Origin of the sequence: Pseudokineococcus basanitobsidens, from assembly GCF_037482545.1 — a bacterium.
GTDB lineage: Bacteria > Actinomycetota > Actinomycetes > Actinomycetales > Quadrisphaeraceae > Pseudokineococcus > Pseudokineococcus basanitobsidens.
This window is the reverse complement of sequence record NZ_JBBIAA010000028.1, coordinates 1-17647: the sequence shown is the minus strand read 5'-3', so window position 1 is coordinate 17647 and position 17647 is coordinate 1. Positions and strand designations below refer to the sequence as shown.

Sequence of the window (17647 nt, the reverse complement as noted above, 5' to 3'; positions counted from 1 at the left end):
CGGGCGGTCGTCGCCCGACGCGACGAAAGGTTTCGACTACGGTGCGGCCATGGTGATCGGGCAGGACGCTCCGGCCGCCGTCGCGCGCGCCCGGTCGGCCGCCGACGGCGTGCCCCCCGCTCGCCCGCGCGCCACCCTCGCCGACGTCGCGCGCGCCGTCGGGGTGTCGACCCCGACGGTCTCCAAGGTCCTCAACGAGCGCGGTGACGTGGCCGAGCAGACCCGCGCCCGGGTCCTCGCCGCCCTCGACGCCGCCGGGTACGTGCGCCGCGGCGAGCCCGCCGCGGCGCGGCCGGAGACGAGCCCCCTCGTCGAGCTCGTGCTCGCCGACCTCGACTCCTCCTACGCCGTCGAGGTGGTCGGCGGCGCCGAGGCGGCCGCGGCCGCCGCGGGGGCGGGGCTGGTCGTCACGGCGTCGCACGGGCGTCGCGCCGACGGCGGACGGTGGCTGGAGCGGCTGCGCGGGCGCCGGTCGGCCGGCGTCGTCCTCGTCATCTCGGGCCCGGACGCGCCGACCGCCCAGGAGCTGCGCCGCCTCGGCGTGCCGCTCGTCCTGCTGGACCCCGTCGGCAACCGCGACCCGCACCTGCCGACCGTGGGCGCGACGAACTGGAGCGGCGGCCTCGCCGCCACCGAGCACCTCCTCGGGCTCGGGCACCGCCGCGTCGCCGTCGTCAGCGGTGACCCCGCGCTCGCGTGCAGCCAGGAGCGCGTCGACGGGTACCGGGCCGCGCTGGGGCGGGCCGGCGTCGCCGTCGACGAGGCGCTCGTGCGGTGGGGCGACTTCCTGCCCGCCGCGGGACGGCGGTGCGCGGCCGAGCTGCTCGACCTCGACGACCCGCCGACGGCCGTCTTCGCCGGCTCGGACCTGCAGGCGAGCGGGGTCTACGCCGAGGCCCGGGCGCGGGGGCTGGCCGTGCCGCGGGACCTCTCGGTCGTCGGCTTCGACGACCTGGCGCTGTGCCAGTACCTCTCGCCGCCGCTGACGACGGTCCGCCAGCCGCTGGCGGACATGGCGGCGACGGCCGTCCGGCTCGCCCTGGAGGCCGGGGACGGCGAGCCGGCCGTCGGCGCCGGCACCCGTCACCTGCAGCTCGCGACGACCCTCGTCGTCCGCGAGAGCACCTGCCCGCCGGTGCGCTGACGGCGGCGGCGCTCAGCCCGCGAGCACCCAGGCGCCGGCGTCGCCCGGCAGCGACCCGTCCACGACGGGCGCGGACGCGACGAGCACCCGCCCGCCCGCCGGCAGCGCCACGGGGTCGGCGCCCAGGTTCACCCAGCACTGCACGGGCGAGCCCTCGCGGGCGAGCGCGAGGACGTCGTCGGGCGCGTCGAGCCACCGGAGGCCGCCCGCCGGCACGAGGTGCTCGCGGCGCAGGGCGAGGAGCCGCCGGTAGAGGCTGAGCGTGGACGACGGGTCGCCGTCCTGCGCCTGCGCCGTCAGCGCCGCCCAGCGGGCGGGCTGGGGCAGGTACGGCTCGGCCGGGGGGCTGCCGTCGGGGCGCCGGTCCGGCGAGAAGCCGAACGGCGGCACGTCCCCCGACCACGGCAGCGGCACGCGGCTGCCGTCGCGCCCGGGGTCGGTGCCGCCGCTGCGGACGAAGATCGGGTCGGTCCGCCGGTCCGCCGGGATGTCCTCGACCTCGTGCAGGCCGAGCTCCTCGCCCAGGTACAGGTACAGGACGCCGGGCAGCGCGGCGACGAGGACGGCGGCGGCGCGGGCGCGGCGCAGCCCGAGCGCCAGGTCGGGCTCCTCGGTGGGCCAGCGCGCCCGCTCGGTCTCGTTGGTCCCCTTCTCCGCCCACTGGCTCCGGGCGTACCGCGTCGCCTGCCGCACGACGTCGTGGTTGGTGAGCACCCACGCGCACGGGGCGCCGGAGACCTCGGCCAGCGCGAGGGAACGGTCCACGACGTCGCGCCACGGCCGGGCCCGCCAGGCCACGTGCAGCGGCTCGAACTCGAAGGCGGTGTGCAGCTCGTCCGGGCGCAGGTACAGCGGCAGCCGCTCGGCCCGGCGGGCGGCCCACGCCTCGGCGACGAAGACGCGCGGCGGGTCGTAGGCGTCGGCGAGCGCCCGCCACTCCCGGTAGACCTCGTGCACGCCGTCCTGGTCCCAGCCCGGGTGCTCCTGCGTGCGCCGGTCCTTCCCCTCGGCGTCGGGGAGCCCCGGCGCCTTGACGAGGCCGTGGGCGACGTCGACCCGGAAGCCGTCGACGCCGCGGTCGAACCAGAACCGCAGGACGTCGAGCATCTCGTCGTGCACCTCGCGGTTCGACCAGTCGAGGTCGGGCTGCTCGGGCGCGAACATGTGCAGGTACCAGTCGCCGGGCTCGCCGTCGGAGCCGGTGGTGCGCGTCCACGCCGGGCCGCGGAAGCAGCTCTCCCAGTCGTTCGGCGGCTCCTCGCCGCGCTCGCCCCGGCCGGGGCGGAAGAGGTACCGCGCCCGCGCGGCCTCGTCGCCGGCCAGCGCCGCGCGGAACCACGCGTGCTGGTCGCTCGTGTGGTTCGGCACGACGTCGAGCAGCACGCGCATCCCGAGGGCGTGCGCCTCGCGGACCAGCGCCTCGGCGTCCTCGAGGGTCCCGTACCGGGGGTCGAGCGCCCGGTAGTCGGTGACGTCGTAGCCGGCGTCGACCATCGGCGAGGCGTACCAGGGGTTGACCCACACGGCGTCGACCCCGAGGTCGGCCAGGTACGGCAGCCGGGAACGCAGCCCGGCGACGTCGCCCAGGCCGTCGCCGTCGCCGTCGGCGAAGGCGCGCAGGACGACCTGGTAGACGACCGCCGTCCGCCACCACTCCCGGTCGGGGTCGGGCCGCCCGCCGGCCTCGAGCTGGTCGACCGCGGCCACGAGGGCGTCGTCGGGGCGGGGCTCGGGGGTGGGGGAGGGGCGGGGGGCGCGGTCCGTGCTCACGCCGGCCATGCTCGCCCAGCCGCACAGGTTGGTCGTCCCCCGGCTCGGTCGTGGCCCACGGCACTCGTGACGACGACGTCCGCGATGCCCGGCTCGGTGTCCGCACGGTCCGGTGACGAGCGCACGGGTTCGCTGTGCCCCCCGACCGGGTGCCGGGCCCGGGCACGTCGAGCGCGGGACGTCGTCCGGCCGTGCTCGGCGGTCGGGACCGGGAGCTCCGGTCCTCTCCTCGCCCCCGGGGCGTGGGCGCGGTCGGGGGGCTCGTGGTGGCCGACGGCTGATCCGTCGACAGGGTTGACGTGCCGGCCGAATACATCGACTATCGGTGTTACGTAGCCGATCGTCGGTCGGCTCGGGTGCAGAGGTGGGTGGTCGCATGTCTCGTCCTGCCGGCGTGGTGCTGCAGGGGGTCCTCGCCCTGGCGCTCCTGCTCGTGCTCGTCGTCGAGGCCCTCGTGCTGCCGTCCGTCGCCGCGGACCTGGCGCGGCAGTACCCGGAGGCGGCCTTCCTGGGGACGCCCCTGCTGGTCCTGGCCGTCACCACCCTGGTGTGCGTGCAGGTGGCCCTCGTCTGCGTGATGGCGCTGCTCGGGCTGGTCGGCCAGGAGCGGATCTTCGACGAAGCCGCCTACCGGTACGTGGACGTCTTCATCGGGGCCGCCACCGCCGCGAGCCTCCTGGTGCTCGGCACGGGCGTCCTCGTCTTGGTGACGGTGGGCAGCCCGGCCGTGTGGAGCGCGTCGGTGGTCGCGCTCGTGGGGGCGGGGGTGGCCCTGCTCATGGTCGTGATGCGGGCGCTCCTGCGTCAGGCCACCGCTGCGCGCGCCGAGCTCGCCGAGGTCGTCTGATGGCGGTCGTGGTCGACCTCGACGTCATGCTGGCCCGCCGCAAGATGCGCCTGTGCGAGCTGGCCGAGCGCACCGGCATCACCGTCAACAACCTCTCGGTGCTCAAGAACGGACGCGCCCGCGCGGTGCGCTTCACCACCCTTGAAGCGGTCTGCGCGGCGCTGGACTGCCAGCCCGGTGACCTGCTGCGGTGGGAGCCCGACCCCGTCGCCGACCCTCCTCCCGAGGAGGCGCCGGCCCGCGGGCGGGCCTGCGAGGTCGTGCGATGAGCGCCCGGCGAGCGGCCTCGACATCCGTCGCCCGACGGGCGGGCCTGGCGGCGGTGCTCGTCGCCGCGGGCGCGACCGGTGTCGTCGCCGGGTGCGCCCACCCGGGCACGGTCGCCGTCACGGACGAGACGGGCGGGGTCGTCTCGGTGCGCAGCGCGGACGACGTCGTCGACGACGTCCCGCCCGACGGCGGGACGGTCTGGACCTCGCACGACTGCCTCCCCGCGCCCCTGGTGGTGACCCGCAGCGGCGGCGCCGAGACGGTCGTCGACGCGCCGCTGTGCCCGGGCCAGGAGCTGCTCGTCGAGGAGGGCTCCGTGAGCGTCGTCGCGTCGTCCGCGGGCTCGTGAGCGTGGGACCCGAGGACGGGGGACCGATCCCTGGACGTCGTAGCGGGGAGAGGGGCGAGCACGCCGTGAGCAGGGAGCACCTCGTCCTCGCCCGCGTCGCGGTCGTGGCGTGCGCCGCGGGGGCGCTGACCGCCCAGCTCGTCGTCCCGCAGGTGGCCGCGGGCTACGCCGCCCGGTACCCGGAGGTGGCGGGCCTCGAGCGCCCGTACGTCGTCGCGGTCGTCGTGGCGACCGCCGCGGTCGAGGTCGCCCTGGTGGCGGCGTGGCAGCTGCTCGGCCGTGACGGGGAGCCGGGGTCGCCGCGCCGAGGGCGACGACGGGTGGAGGTGGTCGCCGGCTCCCTGTGCCTCACGGCAGGGGTCCTGGCGGCCGTCTGCGTCCACGCCGGTGCAGTCGCCCACGTCGGTGGCCCGGCCGCCGGCGCGGGACTGCTCGCCTGCCTCGCCCTCGTGGTCGCCGCGGTAGGAGCGAGGCGACGAGGGCTCGCCGTGGTCGCGGACGGCTACCGCCTCGGGCCGTAGGCCGCCTGCGGTCGGCGGTCGACGGGTGCAGCGCGTCTGGTCCGTCGTGGACCGCGCCGCCCTCGCGGCGCAGCGGGGGGACGCCGGCGCAGCCGGAGGGTCAGGCGCAGCCGGCGCGGAGGGTGGAACACCGTGGTCGACGCCGGTGCTCGGTGGGTCGTGACCACCAGCAGCACCCCCGCCCCTCCTGCCGACCTCGGCGCCTCTTGGCCCGGCGACCCGGGCACCGACCGCGCCCCGACGCCGGTGCGGACGCCGCCGGAGGGCGCTCACGCGCTCGTCGTCGGGGCCACCGGCATCACCGGCTCCGCGCTCGTGCGGCAGCTGGTCGACGCCGGGTGGCGCACCACCGGCCTGTCGCGCCGGCGCCCGGCCGACGAGCGCGCGGCCCACGTGGCGGCGGACCTCACCTCGAGGGACTCGCTCGCCGACGCGCTCGCCGACGTGCGCCCGACGCACGTGTTCCTCGGCGCGTGGGCCCGGCAGGAGACCGAGGCGGAGAACATCCGCGTCAACGGCGGGATGGTCCGGGACCTGCTCGCCGTCCTCGGCCCGCAGGGGTCGCTGCGGCACGTCGCGCTCGTCACCGGCCTCAAGCACTACCTCGGGCCCTTCGAGGCCTACGGCAAGGGCGACATGCCCGACACCCCGTTCCTCGAGGACGCCGAGCGGCTGCCCGTCGACAACTTCTACTACGCGCAGGAGGACGAGCTCTTCGCCGCGGCCGCGGCCCACGGGTTCACGTGGAGCGTGCACCGCTCGCACACGGTCGTCGGCCACGCCGTCGGGAACGCCATGAACATGGCCGCGACCCTCGGCGCCTACGCCGGCATCCAGCGGCGGCTGGACCGGACCTTCGTCTTCCCGGGGTCGCGGGCGCAGTGGGACGGCGTCGTCGACCTCACCGACGCCGACCTGCTCGCCGACCACCAGCTCTGGGCCGCGACGACGCCCGCGGCCGCGGACGCCGCGTACAACGTCGTGGACGGCGACGTCGTCCGCTGGCGTCGGCTCTGGAAGGCGCTCGCGGACCACCTCGGGGTCGAGCCGCAGGGCCCGGAGGAGGAGCCGCAGCCGCTCGAGCAGCAGATGGCCGGCGCCGAGGGCGTGTGGGCCGACCTCGTCGCCGAGCACGGCCTCGTCGAGCCGGACCTCGCGCGCGTCGCCTCCTGGTGGCACACCGACGCCGACCTGGGACGCCCCATGGAGGTCACCGCGGACATGACCCGCAGCCGCCTCCTCGGGTACACGGGCTGGGTCAGCACCGAGCGCGCCCTGCTGCGCCGCGTCGACGCCTACCGCGCGGAGCGCCTCGTCCCCTGACGACGCTCGTCGTCGACCCGACGCCGCTCGCGGGGCTGGCTCGGGACGTCCGTGCCCGTGTCGGCGACGAGTCCGGGTGTGGGGGCGCTCGGAAGTCGAAGTGTGTGACGACTTCGGGTCGGGGGTGCTCGAGGGTCGAAGTCGGCGACGACTTCGGGTCGGGAGGTGCTCGAGGGTCGAAGTCGCCGACGACTTCCGGTCGAGGGACGCTGGGAGGTCGACGTCGGGTCGGGGGCGCCCGGTGGGGGAGGGCCGGGTGAGCGGGGCGGAGGCGCACCGACGACCATCGACGGCGTGCCCCTCCTGCCCAGCCCGCCGACCGAGCGCGAGGGCGTCGTCGCCTGGGTCGCCGAGCACCTGTCCCACCTCACGTGCGACGAGCCCGCGGCGTACGGGACGTCGTCCTTCCGCGGCGGGCAGTCGGCGGCCGACGCCGCGCTCGCCGCGCTGGACCTCACGGGCTACGCGCGGCGCCGCAGCGTCGTCGCCCCGGAGCGCTCCCGCGGCGCCAGCCGGCTGAGCCCGTACCTGCGGCACGGGCTGCTGCAGCTGCCGGAGGTGTGGGACGCCGCCGGGGACGCCCCGCCGAAGGACCGCCAGCGGTTCCGCGACGAGCTGCAGTGGCAGGAGTACGCACGCCACCTCTACGCGCGGGTGGGCCGTGACCTGCGCGAGCCGCTGCGCGCCGACCCGCCCGTCCCCGCGCCCGGCGCGCCGGCGGTGGGGCCCGAGCTGCGCGGGGACCCGTGGCCGGGGCGGATGGCCTGCATGGCCGCGACGACGGGCGAGCTCCACGAGCAGGGCTGGCTCGTCAACCAGACGCGCATGTGGCTCGCCTCGCAGTGGGCGGCGCGCGCCGGGGCCGACTGGCGCGAGGGCCGCGACGCCATGTACCGGCACCTGATCGACGGCTCCCCGTACGCCAACGGCCTCGGCTGGCAGTGGAGCGCCGGGACGGCGACGGGCAAGGTCTACGGCTTCTCCCGCTGGCAGGTGGAGAAGCGCGCGCCGCAGCTGTGCCGCTCGTGCGCGCTGCGCGACGCCTGCCCCGTCCAGGACTGGCCCGAGGTGCAGCCCGGCGCCCGGCGCGAGGGCCCGCCCGGCCTCGCGGGCGGACCGACGGACGCCGGGCCGCGCCGCCCGGAGGTGACCGGGGAGCCCGAGGCCGTGTGGCTCACCGCCGAGTCCCTCGGGGACGCCGACCCGGCGCTCGCCGCCCACCCCGACGTGCCGGCCGTCTTCGTCCTCGACGAGCCGCTGCTCGCCCGGCTGCGCCTGTCCGGCAAGCGCCTGGTGTTCCTCGCCGAGACCCTCGCCGAGCTCGGTGCCGAGGTCCGCCTCGGCGACCCGGTCGCCGAGCTCGCCGGGCGCCGGCTCGCGACGACCTGGACCTTCCCGCCGGGCTGGCGACGGCGCGCCGACCGCCTCGACGTCGTCGCCCTGCACCCGTGGCCGTGGCTGCGCCGGCCGGGTTCCGGCTCGGTGCGCTCGTTCTCCGCCTGGGTCCGCTCGGCGCCCGGGCGTGACCGGTGAGAGCGGGGGCGTGACCGGTGCGAGCGGGTCGTGGCCGGTGCGAGCGCGGTCGGTGCGGTCGACGAGGGACCGCTCGTGAGCCGCACCGGACGGGGCTCGGCGCGTGACGCCCTGCCGACGAAGCCGTGCGCCGTCTGCGGCCGCACCATCACCTGGCGCAAGGCCTGGGAGCGGGACTGGGACGCCGTGCGCTACTGCTCGCAGGCCTGCCGCCGCGCCGGTGTGCGGCCCGTCGACGCCGAGCTGGAGGCGGCCGTCCTGCGTCTGCTCGACGAGCGGGCGGCGGGCGCGACGATCTGCCCGTCGGAGGCCGCCCGCGCCGTCGGCGGCGCGGACGAGGGGGCGTGGCGGGCGCTGATGGAGCCGGCGAGGGCGGCGGCCCGCCGGCTGGTGGCCTCCGGAGAGGTCGAGATCACCCAGCGCGGCCACGTCGTCGACCCCTCGACGGCCCGCGGACCGGTGCGGGTGCGCCGTGCGGGGGACCGGGGCCGGCGCCCCTCCTGACGGCCGCTCGTGATCTCGGGTCGCGGCCGTCGGGGGCCCCGCCTACCTTGCCGGTCGAGCCACCGACCGCGTGACCGACCGACCTCCGCGCCCGTGCGCGGGAGAGGAGCCGACATGAGCCAGACGTCAGCCGAGCGCCCGGGCAGCGGGTCAGGCCGCGGACCGTCCTCCCCGTCCTCCTCGGGGGACTCCTCGGGCAGCGCGCTGGTCACGGACCAGGGGCGCACCTCCATTGCGGACGGCGTCGTGTCCAAGATCGCCGGCCTCGCGACCAAGGAGGTCGCCGGGGTCCACGCCGTCGGCGGCGGTGCGGCGCGCGCCCTCGGCTCGCTGCGCGAGCGCATCCCGGGCGGCAGCACGAACCACAGCCAGGGCATCTCCGTCGAGGTCGGCGAGCGCGAGGCCGCCGTCGACGTCTCCCTCATCGCCGAGTACGGCGCGGCCATCGCCGACCTGGCGACCGGCGTGCGCCGCAACGTCATCGACTCGGTCGAGCGCATGACGGGCCTGCAGGTCACCGAGGTCAACGTCGAGGTCACCGACGTCCACCTCCCCGACGAGGACGACGACTCGGGCGACGACGACCAGCCGCGGCCGTCGCGGGTCCGGTGACGTCCACGACCGCGGAGGCGCCCGACCCCGCCGAGCTGGTCCGGGACGCCGTGCTCGCGGCGCCCGGCGTCGTCCGCCTGCACGCCGGTGCGCTCGGCGAGGTGGGCACCTACCTGCCGGGCCGCCGCGTCACGGGCGTCCGGGTCACCGACGCCCAGGTGGAGGTCCACGTCGTCGCCGCCCTCGGCACCCCCGTGGCCCACACCTCGGCGGCCGTGATGACGGCCGTCGCAGGGGTCCCGGCGTCCGCCGGCCTCGCCGGTCGCCCGGTCCACGTCGTCGTGGAGGACGTCGCCGACCCGGCCGAGGCCGCCTCCGACGAACCCCCGGCCCTACCCGCCGGGGGCTGACGCAGCCCGTCCGGGCCGCGACGTCCCCGCCATGCCCCGGCCCCGGCCCTGCCCCGGCCCCTGCCCCGGCCCCGGCCGGCCAGGGCCGGGGCGAGAAGCACCGGGCGTCGACCGCCCCCCTCACCCACCACCACCGGAGCCCCAGATGCCCACCTCCGCCATCGGCCTGATCGCCGGACTGCTGCTCGCCCTCGCCGCCGCGCTCGGCGGGTTCGGCTACTTCCTCCTCGCCGTCGTGCTCGGCGCGCTCGGGTGGGTCGTCGGCGCGGCGCTGGACGGCCGGCTCGACCTGGCCGCCCTGACGCGCGGCCGCGGTCGTGGCTGACACCGCCACCGCACCGGGCGCGGCCGACCGCGGAGCAGGTCCTGCGAGCGGGGCCGACGACCCCGGCGACCGCGGGGGTCTCGACGTCGCGGACCGCGTGCTCGAGCGGATCGCGCGTCGCGCGGTCGGCGAGGTCGACGGCGTGGCGCCGTCGGCGAGCGGTGGTCTCGCGGGTCTCCTCGGCTCGGGCTACCCCTCCGTGGAGGTCCAGCACGCCGGCGGGCGCGTGCGGGTCCTGGTCGACGTGGCGTCGCTGTGGCCCCGCCCCGCCGCGTCCGTGGCGGCCGGGGTCCGCGAGGCCGTGGCCCGCCGCCTCTCCGAGCTCGCCGCCGTCCGCGTGGACGCCGTGCAGGTGACCGTGCGGGACGTCGTGCGCCCGCGCCCGCCGCAGGAGGCGAGGGTGCGGTGAGCGAGGCCGCGAAGCCCTCCGGCGACCGGGAGCCGCTGCGTGCGGCCGGCGAGCGCACCGGGTCCGGGCCCGTGCCCGTCGTGGGCGCGCTCCTCGCCCTGCTGGCCCTCGCGCTCGGCGTCGTGCTCGTCCGCGACGCGCTCGTCGTCCTCGGCGCCCTGGGCGGCGAGGCCTGGCTGGCGCAGCTCGTCGACGTCGTGGCGGGGACCGCCCCGGCCACCTGGCTCGTGCCGGTCGGGGTCGCCGTCGCCCTCGTCGGCGTCTCCCTGCTGTCCGTCGCCCTCGGCCGGCGCACCCGCACCGAGGTGCGCCTGGCCTCCCGGACCGCGGTGACGACGGAGCCCCGCGACGTCGCCCGCCTGTCGTCCTCGGTCGCGCGCGACGTCGACGGGGTGCTGGGGGCCCGGACGTCCGCGGGCCGGCGCTCCGTCGTCGTCCGCGTCTCCACCACCGGGGACCCGGCGGTGCCCGACGCGGTGCAGCGGGCCGTGGCCGAGCGGCTGGGCGTCCTGCAGCGCACCCCGTCCGTCCGGGTGCGGGTGGAGGGGGACCGGCGATGACGAGGGGAGGACTGCGGTGATCAAGCGCAGCGTGCTGGGTCTGGACCGGCTGGCGACCTTCGTGGTGGGTCTCGTGCTGGTCGCGCTCGGCGTGGCCATGGTCGCGTGGTGGGGCGGGTGGCTGGTGCTCGTCTGGCCCCAGGCTCCCGACGCGCTGACCCTGCGGACGGCCACCGACGCCTTCGCCGCGTCGTGGTGGGGCTGGGGCAGCCTGGTCGCCGGCGTGGTCGTGGGCCTGCTCGGCCTGTGGTGGCTCCTCGCCCACCGGACCCACCGCAGCACCGGCCCGGTGCGGCTGGAGGGCTCGGACGACTCCGGCGGCCTGCTCCTCGACGGATCGGCGGCGGTCTCCACCGCGGCGGACGTCCTGTCCGGGGCCCGGGGAGTCCGAGCCGCCCGCGGCAAGCTCGTCCGCGACCGCGGCGAGCTCGTCGCCGAGGTGTCCGCCGTGGTCGAGCCGACGGCCGACCTCGAGCACGTCGTCGAGGTCGCCGAGGCGGCGCTCGCCGACCTCGCCGTCGTCCTCGGGCGGCCCGACGTCGCCGGTCGCGTGCGGCTCGACGTCGCCCGGGACACGCGTCAGGCGTCGCGCGTCCGGTAGCCCGCCGGTCCCTTCCCCGCCCGGGGACCTCCGGCCGCCGCGCCGTCGGGAGCCCCGCGGTGCCCTCGGCGCCGCAGCGGGCGCGCCGCCGCCGAGATGTCGTTACGGTGCGGCGCGCGGGAGGCCTCCCGCGACCCGACGCGCTGCGGCGCCGGCGAGGGGACCACCGCATGGAGACGATCGACGACTGGACCCAGACCTTGGGGGCCGGACCGCTGCTCATCATCGCGGCGGTGGCCATCGCCGTGCTGCTCGTGCTCATCATCCGTGTCAAGATGCACGCCTTCGTGGCGCTGGTGCTCGTGAGCCTGCTGACGGCCTTCGCCACCGGCATCCCGGCCCAGTTCGTCATCACCACGCTGACGACCGGCTTCGGCTCGACGCTCGCGAGCGTCGCCCTGCTCGTGGGCCTCGGGGCGATGCTCGGCCGGCTCGTCGAGGTCAGCGGCGGTGCCCAGGCGCTCGCGGACTCCCTCATCGGCCGCTTCGGGGAGAAGCGGGCGCCGCTGGCGCTCGGCATCACCTCGCTCGTCTTCGGCTTCCCGATCTTCTTCGACGCCGGGCTCGTCGTCCTGCTGCCCATCGTCTTCTCGGTGGCGAGGCGCTTCGGCGGCGGCGTCCTGCGCTACGCCCTGCCCGCGGCCGGCGCCTTCTCCGCCATGCACGTCCTCGTCCCGCCGCACCCGGGCCCCGTCGCGGCGTCCGGGCTGCTCGAGGCGAACGTCGGTCTGGTCCTGCTCATCGGGCTTGTCGTCGCGATCCCGACGTGGTTCCTGTCGAGCTACCTGTTCGGCCTGTGGGTCGGCCGGCGCTTCGTCCTGCCCGTCCCCGACGTCCTGTCCGGCGGTGAGGAGCGCGAGCCCGACGCCAGCCCGCCCCCGCCCTCGACGGTCGTCGCGCTGCTGCTCCTGCCGCTCGTCCTGATCTTCCTCGAGACGGGGCTCAACACCCTCGGCACGGCCGGCGTCGTCGACGCGGACGCCACCTGGGTGCAGGTGCTGCGCGTGTTCGGCGCGACGCCCGTCGCGCTGCTCATCACGGTGCTCGTGGCGTCCTACGTCCTCGGGACCCGCCGCGGCCGGGGCGGCGAGGTCGTCGAGGGGCTGCTCAACAGCGCGCTCGGCCCGGTCTGCGCCATCATCCTCATCACCGGCGCCGGCGGGATGTTCGGCGGCGTCCTGCGCGCGAGCGGCATCGGCGACGCCCTCGCCGGCGCGCTCGACGGCATCGGCCTGCCCGTCATCGTCGCGGCCTTCGTCATCGCGACCCTGCTGCGCGTCGCCCAGGGCTCGGCGACGGTGGCGCTGACGACGGCGGCGGCGCTCATCCAGCCCGTCGTCGTGGACGGCGGCTTCAACGCCGTGCAGGTCGTCGCGATCGTCATCGCCCTCGCCGGCGGCTCGGTCGTGCTCTCGCACGTCAACGACTCGGGGTTCTGGCTCGTCGGCCGCTTCCTGGAGATGGACGTCAAGACGACCCTCAAGACCTGGACGGTGCTGGAGACGCTGCTCGGCACCATCGCCTTCGCCCTCGCGGCGGTGGTCTTCGTCATCGCCTGACGGGCTGCTCCGGGCCCGGGTCGCCCGCCCGACGACGTCGGCCCCGCCCCCTCGCAGGAGGGGACGGGGCCGACGCCCGTGGCGGAGGGGCTCAGGACTCGAGCGCGGCGTCCANCCCCCCCCCCCCCCCCCTCCCCCCCCCCCCCCCCCCCCCCCCCCCCCCCCCCCCCCCACGCCCGTGGCGGAGGGGCTCAGGACTCGAGCGCGGCGTCCAGCGTGATCTCGACGCCGGTGAGCGCCTTGCTCACGGGGCACCCGCTCTTGGCGGCCTGGGCCGCCTTCTCGAAGCCGGCGTCGTCGAGGCCGTCGACCTCGCCGCGCACGCGCAGCGCGATGCCGGTGAGGCGGAAGCCGCCCGCCGGGTCCGGCCCGAGCGAGACGTCCGCGGAGACCTCGAGGCTCTGCGGCGTGCCGCCCGCCTCGGCGACCTCGTTGGACAGCTGCATCGCGAAGCACGCCGAGTGCGCCGCGGCGATGAGCTCCTCGGGGCTCGTCGACCCGCCGGCCTCGTCGGCGGCGCGCTTCGGGAACGAGACGTCGTACGTGCCGGCCTTCGAGCTGGACAGCTCGACCTGGCCGGAGCCGTCCTGCAGGCCGCCGTTCCAGGCGGTGCGAGCGGTGCGCGTGGGCATGGGTCCTCCTGAGGTTCTCGTCGGGGCAGGTGCGCTCCGACCGTCGGCCCGGTCGGGCCCCTCGTCCGAACCCTCCGGGGGGCGTGCGGCTTCCCGCCGTCCGCCCGCGGACGTCGCCCGGCCGGGGCCTCACCCGGTCGGGTGGCGCTCAAGGTCACCTCCCCACCTGCCGATGACGGGGCGTGGAGCAGAGGGGGCTGCGCCCGTCGGCGCGGCGGCGCCGGGCGGTGGCGCTGCTGGCGCTCGCCCTCCTCGGCCTCGCCGCCGTGCTCCTGCTCGCCTCGCCCGACGTCGTCCTCGTGGACGGCGCGAGGCTGCCGTGGTGGGCCCTCGTGCCGGTCTTCGTCGTCGCCGAGCTGGTCGTCGTCCGGGTGCGCACCCGCCGCGAGACGGTCCGCCCCACCTTTACCGAGCTGCCGCTCGTGATCGGCCTGCTGCTCCTGCCGCCGGTGGCCCTCGTGGCGGCGTCGGTCCTCGGGACGGCCGTGACGGCGCTCCTGCGCCGCACGCCCCCGCGCAAGGCCTTCTTCAACCTGTCCCTCGTCGCCCTGGAGTCGGCCCTCGCGGGCTGGGTGGTGAGCGTGCACCTCGTCGGTCGCGGCGCGTCACCGCTCGCCGTGGTCCTCGTCGTCCTCGGGCTCGTCGTCGCGCTGGCGCTCGTCAGCGCGCTCGTCGTCATGACGGCCCTGCGGCTGGTCACCGGGGACCTGGACCTCGGTCTGCTGCGCAGCGCCGCCTCGACGGGCTCGGTGTGCGCGGTCGGCACCGCGAGCGTGGCCCTGCTCGTCCTCGCGCTGCTGGCCGGCCGGCCCGAGGGCCTCGTGCCGCTCGTCGTCGTCGTGGCCGTCCTCGTCCTCGCCCACCGCGCCCACGTGGACCTGCAGCGCCACCACGGCCGCCTGGAGGACGTCCACCGGCTCGTGGCGCGGGTCGCGGCGCCCGCGGACGGGCCGCTGCTGGCCGAGGTCGTGCTGCGCGAGGTGCGCGAGGTGATGTCGGCGGGCAGCGCGACGATGGCGTGGGAGCTCGCCGACGGGACGTCGTCCGGGCTGGTGGCCCTCGTCGGCGACGAGGTCGTCCGCCAGGACGTGCCGCCCCGTGGTCGCTGGTGGGACGAGGTCCTGCGCGGCGGCGCCGAGCACGCCCGGTGCGCGGCCGGCGGCGGGCACGGACCGGGGCTGGCGGTGCCGCTGGGCTCCGACCGCAGCCAGCGCGGCGTCCTGGTGGTCGAGGACCGGGCGCGCTCCTGCGGCGCCTTCTCGCCCGAGGACGTGCGCCAGCTGCGGCTCGCGGCCGACCACGCCGCGCTCGCCCTCCAGCGCGCCCACCTCGTCGAGCTGCTCCAGGTCGACCTGGAGGAGAAGGAGCGGGCCGCGCGGACGGACGCGCTGACCGGGCTGGCCAACCGCGACGGCCTGCTCTCCCGGCTGGACGGGGCGCTGGGGGCGTGCGGGGCGGTGTCCGTCCTCGTGGTCGACCTCGACGGGTTCTCCGACGTCAACGAGGCCCTCGGCCGCGACGTGGGTGACCGGGCCCTGCGGGCCGTGGGTCATCGGCTCGGCGTCGCCGCCGGTCCCGGGGCCGTCGTCGCGCGCCTCGGGGACGACGAGTTCGGCGTCCTGCTCCGGCCGGAGGTGACGACGCGGGAGGGCCGGCCGGAGGGGGCGCCGGGGCGGGAGGTGCTCGCCCGGGAGTCGCTCGTGCGGGCACGGGGCATCGTCGCGGCCCTGGCGGGGGCCGCCGCCGGCGTCGGGGCCCCCGTCGAGCTGGGCGTGACCGGAGGGCTGGCCACCGGCGGGGCGGAGGACGACGGCGCTGCCCTGCTCCAGCGCGCGGAGACGGCGCTGGCCGCCGCCCGCGACGAGCGGGTGCCCCTGCGGGTGTGGTCCGCGTGCGACGAGGCGTCCGCCGCGCGGCGCCTCGCGCTCGTGGTGGACCTGCGTGCCGCCCTGCTCGCCAACGAGCTGGACGTGCACTACCAGCCGGTCGTGCGCCCGGCGTGCGGCGCCGTGCTCGGGGTCGAGGCCCTCGTGCGGTGGACCAGCGCCGAGCACGGCCCCGTGGCCCCCGACGAGTTCGTGCCGCTGGCCGAGCGCTCCGGCCTCGTCCAGCCGCTCACGACCGCCGTCCTGCGACGGGCCCTCGCCGACGCCGCGCGCTGGCGCCGCACGCACCCGACGATGACGGTCGCCGTCAACCTCTCGACGCGGAGCCTGCAGGACCCCGCCTGCGCCGCGGACGTCCGCACCGCCCTGGCGGCAGCGGGGGTGCCGGCGTCGGCGCTCGTCCTGGAGATCACCGAGACGGCGGCCCTCGCCGACGACGAGCAGACCGCCGCGTCCCTCGGGGCGCTGCGCCGCCTCGGCGTCCGGCTGTCCGTCGACGACTTCGGGACCGGGCACTCCTCGCTCGCCTACCTGCAGGTGCTGCCCGTCGGCGAGGTGAAGATCGACCGCTCGTTCGTGGCGTCGATGCTCGCCGACCGCGGCAGCGCCGCCATCGTCCGCGCGGCGGCCAGGCTCGGGCGCGACCTCGACCTCCACGTCGTCGCCGAGGGCGTCGAGGACGCCGCCACCCTGGTGGCGCTCGCCGAGCTGGGGGTCGACGCCGCCCAGGGCTACCACGTGGCCCGTCCGATGCCGGCGCGGGCGCTGGAGGAGTGGCTCGGCGCCCGCCCGGCGCCCGTGCCCGTCCCGGTGCAGCGACCGGCCACGCTGCGGCGGGCGCCGGGCTGACGCGTCGGCCCCGCCCGCCGGGGCGCGTCACGAGAAGACGTCGCCGGTCGCCGGGGCGGGCCGTGGGCGCGCCCCCCGCGGGGTGGGCGCCGCCTCCGGCTCGTGCAGGCGCAGGGCCCGGCGGGTCCGGTAGCGGTCGTAGAGGGTGACGACGAGGCTCGTGAGCAGGACGAGGAACAGCGTGTCCCCGGGGTCGGCGTCGGCCTCCAGGCGCGGCCGGAGCAGCGTGAGCACGAGGACGACGACCGCGTTGGTGCCGGCCATGGCCGTGAACTGGGCGAGCGTCGTCATCCACCGGGCCCCGTGCCGCACGAAGAGCTGGCTCAGCACCGCGTTGAGGACCACGAAGACGACCACCGAGCCGACGACCTGCGTCGTCGTGGCCCGGACGTCGAGCACGGCGATGAAGACGACGGTCACCAGCGCGACGAGCACCACCTTCTCCGCGGTGCTCTCGGCGAAGGCCCGGCTGCGCCACGCGAGGACGGGGAGCCCGCTCATGGGCGGGGTGGCGAGGTGGTCGTCCACGGCGGTCGTCGCCGGCCAGTCCTCGGGCGGCAGCCGGTGGCGCAGCCGCAGGGCCGCGGCGACGAGGGCGGCGGCCAGCACGGCGAGGGGCAGCAGCACCCACGGGCGGGCGGCCACCTCGTCCGTGACGTCGAGCTCGAGGACGTGCAGCCAGAGCTCCTGCGGGATCTTCACGACGACCCAGATCGACGCCGCGAGCACCAGGAGGGTCCTGCGCGTCAGCCGGCGCGGGTCCCACCGGAGTCGGACGACCTCGTAGGCGATCACGACGTACTCGAAGGTGTTGGGGAAGGCGAGGAGCAGCCAGCGCACGTCGGTCGTCTCGAAGAGCACCGTGCCGACGAGCCGGTAGTACCAGAGGAAGCGCGCCACGCGCATGGCCGTCGGGTCGGTCCAGTTCCGGAGCACCGCGGCGTAGGTGACCGTGAGGTAGTAGACGTCGAGCGCCTTGTCGTAGCGCTGGTAGTCCTCGGGCAGGCCGCCGAGGTGCTGGAAGACGGTCTGGTCGGCGGCGTCGAGGACGAGCGCGGCGAGCAGGAACGGCAGCGGGTGCCGCGGGATGCCCAGCGGGACGAGCAGCCGCAGGGCGACGACCACGACGAGGACCGGCGTCACCGGCCGACCGCCCCCGCGACGGCCCGACGCCCGGCGCGGACGGCGCGCAGGACGCGGACGGGAGGGGCGGCGAGCACGGCGAGCACCCTAGGGACCGGGCCCGGTGGTCGCCCTCCCGCGTCGGGCCGGCTCCTCGGGCCGGCTCCTCGAGCCGGCTCCTCGACCCGGCTCCCGGGCCCGGGTCCCGGGCCCGTCCGGCGGCCCTGCCGGGCGCCGCGGGCCTCGGGGGTGCTCGTCCGGGTGACGCGGGCGTCAGGGCAATCCGCCCCGGTCCCGGCGGCGAACCCCACCCGCAGACCGACCCCGACCGAGGAGATCTCATGCGCACCACGACCAAGACCCTGGGCCTCGCGGCCGCCCTCACGCTCGGCGCGCTGCCGCTCGCCGCCGGCCCGGCCCTCGCGGCCGACAGCGGCACGACCGACCTCACGGCGAGCCTGTCGCAGCTCAACGACTCGGG

The 17647-nt window shown here is 77.3% G+C and carries 19 protein-coding genes; 16 read left to right on the top strand and 3 right to left on the bottom strand.

The features are described from left to right. The first annotated feature begins 49 nt into the window (after positions 1 to 49). A complete protein-coding gene (locus WDZ17_RS15205; RefSeq protein WP_339576026.1) occupies positions 50 to 1144 on the top strand; it encodes a LacI family DNA-binding transcriptional regulator in 1095 nt (364 codons plus the stop codon). A 12-nt stretch (positions 1145 to 1156) separates the two neighbouring features. Here WDZ17_RS15205 and WDZ17_RS15200 read toward each other — a convergent pair whose 3' ends face one another. Continuing rightward, positions 1157 to 2851 carry an alpha-amylase family glycosyl hydrolase gene (locus tag WDZ17_RS15200; protein WP_422632002.1) on the bottom strand — a complete coding sequence of 565 codons (1695 nt, stop codon included), beginning with the start codon at positions 2849 to 2851 and terminating at the stop codon, positions 1157 to 1159. 439 nt (positions 2852 to 3290) lie between these two features. On the opposite strand from WDZ17_RS15200, the gene WDZ17_RS15195 reads away from it, so the two are divergent. From WDZ17_RS15195 to WDZ17_RS15130, 14 genes are all read left to right on the top strand, one after another. Continuing rightward, on the top strand, positions 3291 to 3761 hold the full coding sequence (locus WDZ17_RS15195; protein ID WP_339576024.1) for a DUF2975 domain-containing protein: 471 nt from the start codon (positions 3291 to 3293) through the stop codon (positions 3759 to 3761). Next, positions 3761 to 4030, top strand: coding sequence for a helix-turn-helix domain-containing protein (locus tag WDZ17_RS15190; protein ID WP_339576023.1), 270 nt, complete (start codon positions 3761 to 3763; stop codon positions 4028 to 4030). The genes WDZ17_RS15195 and WDZ17_RS15190 overlap by 1 nt, the downstream gene beginning before the upstream one ends. Next, entirely contained in the window at positions 4027 to 4380 is a 354-nt protein-coding gene (locus WDZ17_RS15185) for a hypothetical protein (protein ID WP_339576022.1), read from the top strand. The genes WDZ17_RS15190 and WDZ17_RS15185 overlap by 4 nt, the downstream gene beginning before the upstream one ends. A 65-nt stretch (positions 4381 to 4445) precedes the next feature. Continuing rightward, complete coding sequence (locus WDZ17_RS15180; protein ID WP_339576021.1) at positions 4446 to 4901, top strand: hypothetical protein; 456 nt, start codon at positions 4446 to 4448, stop codon at positions 4899 to 4901. Positions 4902 to 5147: 246 nt separating this feature from the next. Next, positions 5148 to 6224: an SDR family oxidoreductase gene (locus tag WDZ17_RS15175; RefSeq protein WP_422632001.1), complete on the top strand. Its 1077-nt coding sequence runs from the start codon at positions 5148 to 5150 to the stop codon at positions 6222 to 6224. Between the two features lie 294 nt (positions 6225 to 6518). Then, the gene (locus tag WDZ17_RS15170; RefSeq protein ID WP_339576019.1) at positions 6519 to 7757 is read left to right on the top strand and encodes an FAD-binding domain-containing protein; all 1239 of its coding nucleotides are present in this window, start codon (positions 6519 to 6521) and stop codon (positions 7755 to 7757) included. 75 nt (positions 7758 to 7832) lie between these two features. Then, on the top strand, positions 7833 to 8261 hold the full coding sequence (locus WDZ17_RS15165) for a DUF3253 domain-containing protein (protein ID WP_339576018.1): 429 nt from the start codon (positions 7833 to 7835) through the stop codon (positions 8259 to 8261). A 114-nt stretch (positions 8262 to 8375) separates the two neighbouring features. Further along, positions 8376 to 8873 carry an Asp23/Gls24 family envelope stress response protein gene (locus WDZ17_RS15160; RefSeq protein WP_339576017.1) on the top strand — a complete coding sequence of 166 codons (498 nt, stop codon included), beginning with the start codon at positions 8376 to 8378 and terminating at the stop codon, positions 8871 to 8873. Beyond that, positions 8870 to 9223, top strand: a complete 354-nt coding sequence (locus tag WDZ17_RS15155; RefSeq protein ID WP_339576016.1) for an Asp23/Gls24 family envelope stress response protein — start codon at positions 8870 to 8872, stop codon at positions 9221 to 9223. The genes WDZ17_RS15160 and WDZ17_RS15155 overlap by 4 nt, the downstream gene beginning before the upstream one ends. Before the next feature lie 145 nt (positions 9224 to 9368). Continuing rightward, positions 9369 to 9548, top strand: a complete 180-nt coding sequence (locus tag WDZ17_RS15150) for a DUF2273 domain-containing protein (protein WP_339576015.1) — start codon at positions 9369 to 9371, stop codon at positions 9546 to 9548. Beyond that, on the top strand, positions 9541 to 9957 hold the full coding sequence (locus WDZ17_RS15145; protein ID WP_339576014.1) for an Asp23/Gls24 family envelope stress response protein: 417 nt from the start codon (positions 9541 to 9543) through the stop codon (positions 9955 to 9957). Before WDZ17_RS15150 ends, WDZ17_RS15145 begins: the two co-directional genes overlap by 8 nt. After that, positions 9954 to 10517 (top strand): DUF6286 domain-containing protein, encoded by a 564-nt coding sequence (locus WDZ17_RS15140; protein WP_339576013.1) that lies wholly within the window; start codon positions 9954 to 9956, stop codon positions 10515 to 10517. The genes WDZ17_RS15145 and WDZ17_RS15140 overlap by 4 nt, the downstream gene beginning before the upstream one ends. A 16-nt stretch (positions 10518 to 10533) precedes the next feature. Continuing rightward, on the top strand, positions 10534 to 11118 hold the full coding sequence (locus WDZ17_RS15135; RefSeq protein WP_339576012.1) for a hypothetical protein: 585 nt from the start codon (positions 10534 to 10536) through the stop codon (positions 11116 to 11118). Between the two features lie 170 nt (positions 11119 to 11288). After that, positions 11289 to 12677 carry a GntP family permease gene (locus WDZ17_RS15130; protein WP_339576011.1) on the top strand — a complete coding sequence of 463 codons (1389 nt, stop codon included), beginning with the start codon at positions 11289 to 11291 and terminating at the stop codon, positions 12675 to 12677. 191 nt (positions 12678 to 12868) lie between these two features. Here the strand turns inward: WDZ17_RS15130 and WDZ17_RS15125 are convergent, their stop codons facing one another. Further along, on the bottom strand, positions 12869 to 13309 hold the full coding sequence (locus tag WDZ17_RS15125; protein ID WP_339576010.1) for an OsmC family protein: 441 nt from the start codon (positions 13307 to 13309) through the stop codon (positions 12869 to 12871). A 182-nt stretch (positions 13310 to 13491) separates the two neighbouring features. Between WDZ17_RS15125 and WDZ17_RS15120 the strand changes: the two genes are divergently transcribed. After that, entirely contained in the window at positions 13492 to 16044 is a 2553-nt protein-coding gene (locus tag WDZ17_RS15120; protein ID WP_339576009.1) for a putative bifunctional diguanylate cyclase/phosphodiesterase, read from the top strand. 27 nt (positions 16045 to 16071) lie between these two features. Here the strand turns inward: WDZ17_RS15120 and WDZ17_RS15115 are convergent, their stop codons facing one another. Beyond that, positions 16072 to 17187: a hypothetical protein gene (locus WDZ17_RS15115; protein WP_339576008.1), complete on the bottom strand. Its 1116-nt coding sequence runs from the start codon at positions 17185 to 17187 to the stop codon at positions 16072 to 16074. Positions 17188 to 17647 lie beyond the last annotated feature (460 nt).

Excerpts from the sequence above, each read along its gene's own strand:
- WDZ17_RS15190 (WP_339576023.1), top strand. The coding sequence starts at position 3,761 with ATGGCGGTCGTGGTCGACCTCGACGTCATGCTGGCCCGCCGCAAGATG.
- WDZ17_RS15150 (WP_339576015.1), top strand. The coding sequence starts at position 9,369 with ATGCCCACCTCCGCCATCGGCCTGATCGCCGGACTGCTGCTCGCCCTC.
- WDZ17_RS15160 (WP_339576017.1), top strand. The coding sequence starts at position 8,376 with ATGAGCCAGACGTCAGCCGAGCGCCCGGGCAGCGGGTCAGGCCGCGGA.
- WDZ17_RS15125 (WP_339576010.1), bottom strand. The coding sequence starts at position 13,309 with ATGCCCACGCGCACCGCTCGCACCGCCTGGAACGGCGGCCTGCAGGAC.
- WDZ17_RS15185 (WP_339576022.1), top strand. The coding sequence starts at position 4,027 with ATGAGCGCCCGGCGAGCGGCCTCGACATCCGTCGCCCGACGGGCGGGC.
- WDZ17_RS15195 (WP_339576024.1), top strand. The coding sequence starts at position 3,291 with ATGTCTCGTCCTGCCGGCGTGGTGCTGCAGGGGGTCCTCGCCCTGGCG.
- WDZ17_RS15130 (WP_339576011.1), top strand. The coding sequence starts at position 11,289 with ATGGAGACGATCGACGACTGGACCCAGACCTTGGGGGCCGGACCGCTG.
- WDZ17_RS15205 (WP_339576026.1), top strand. The coding sequence starts at position 50 with ATGGTGATCGGGCAGGACGCTCCGGCCGCCGTCGCGCGCGCCCGGTCG.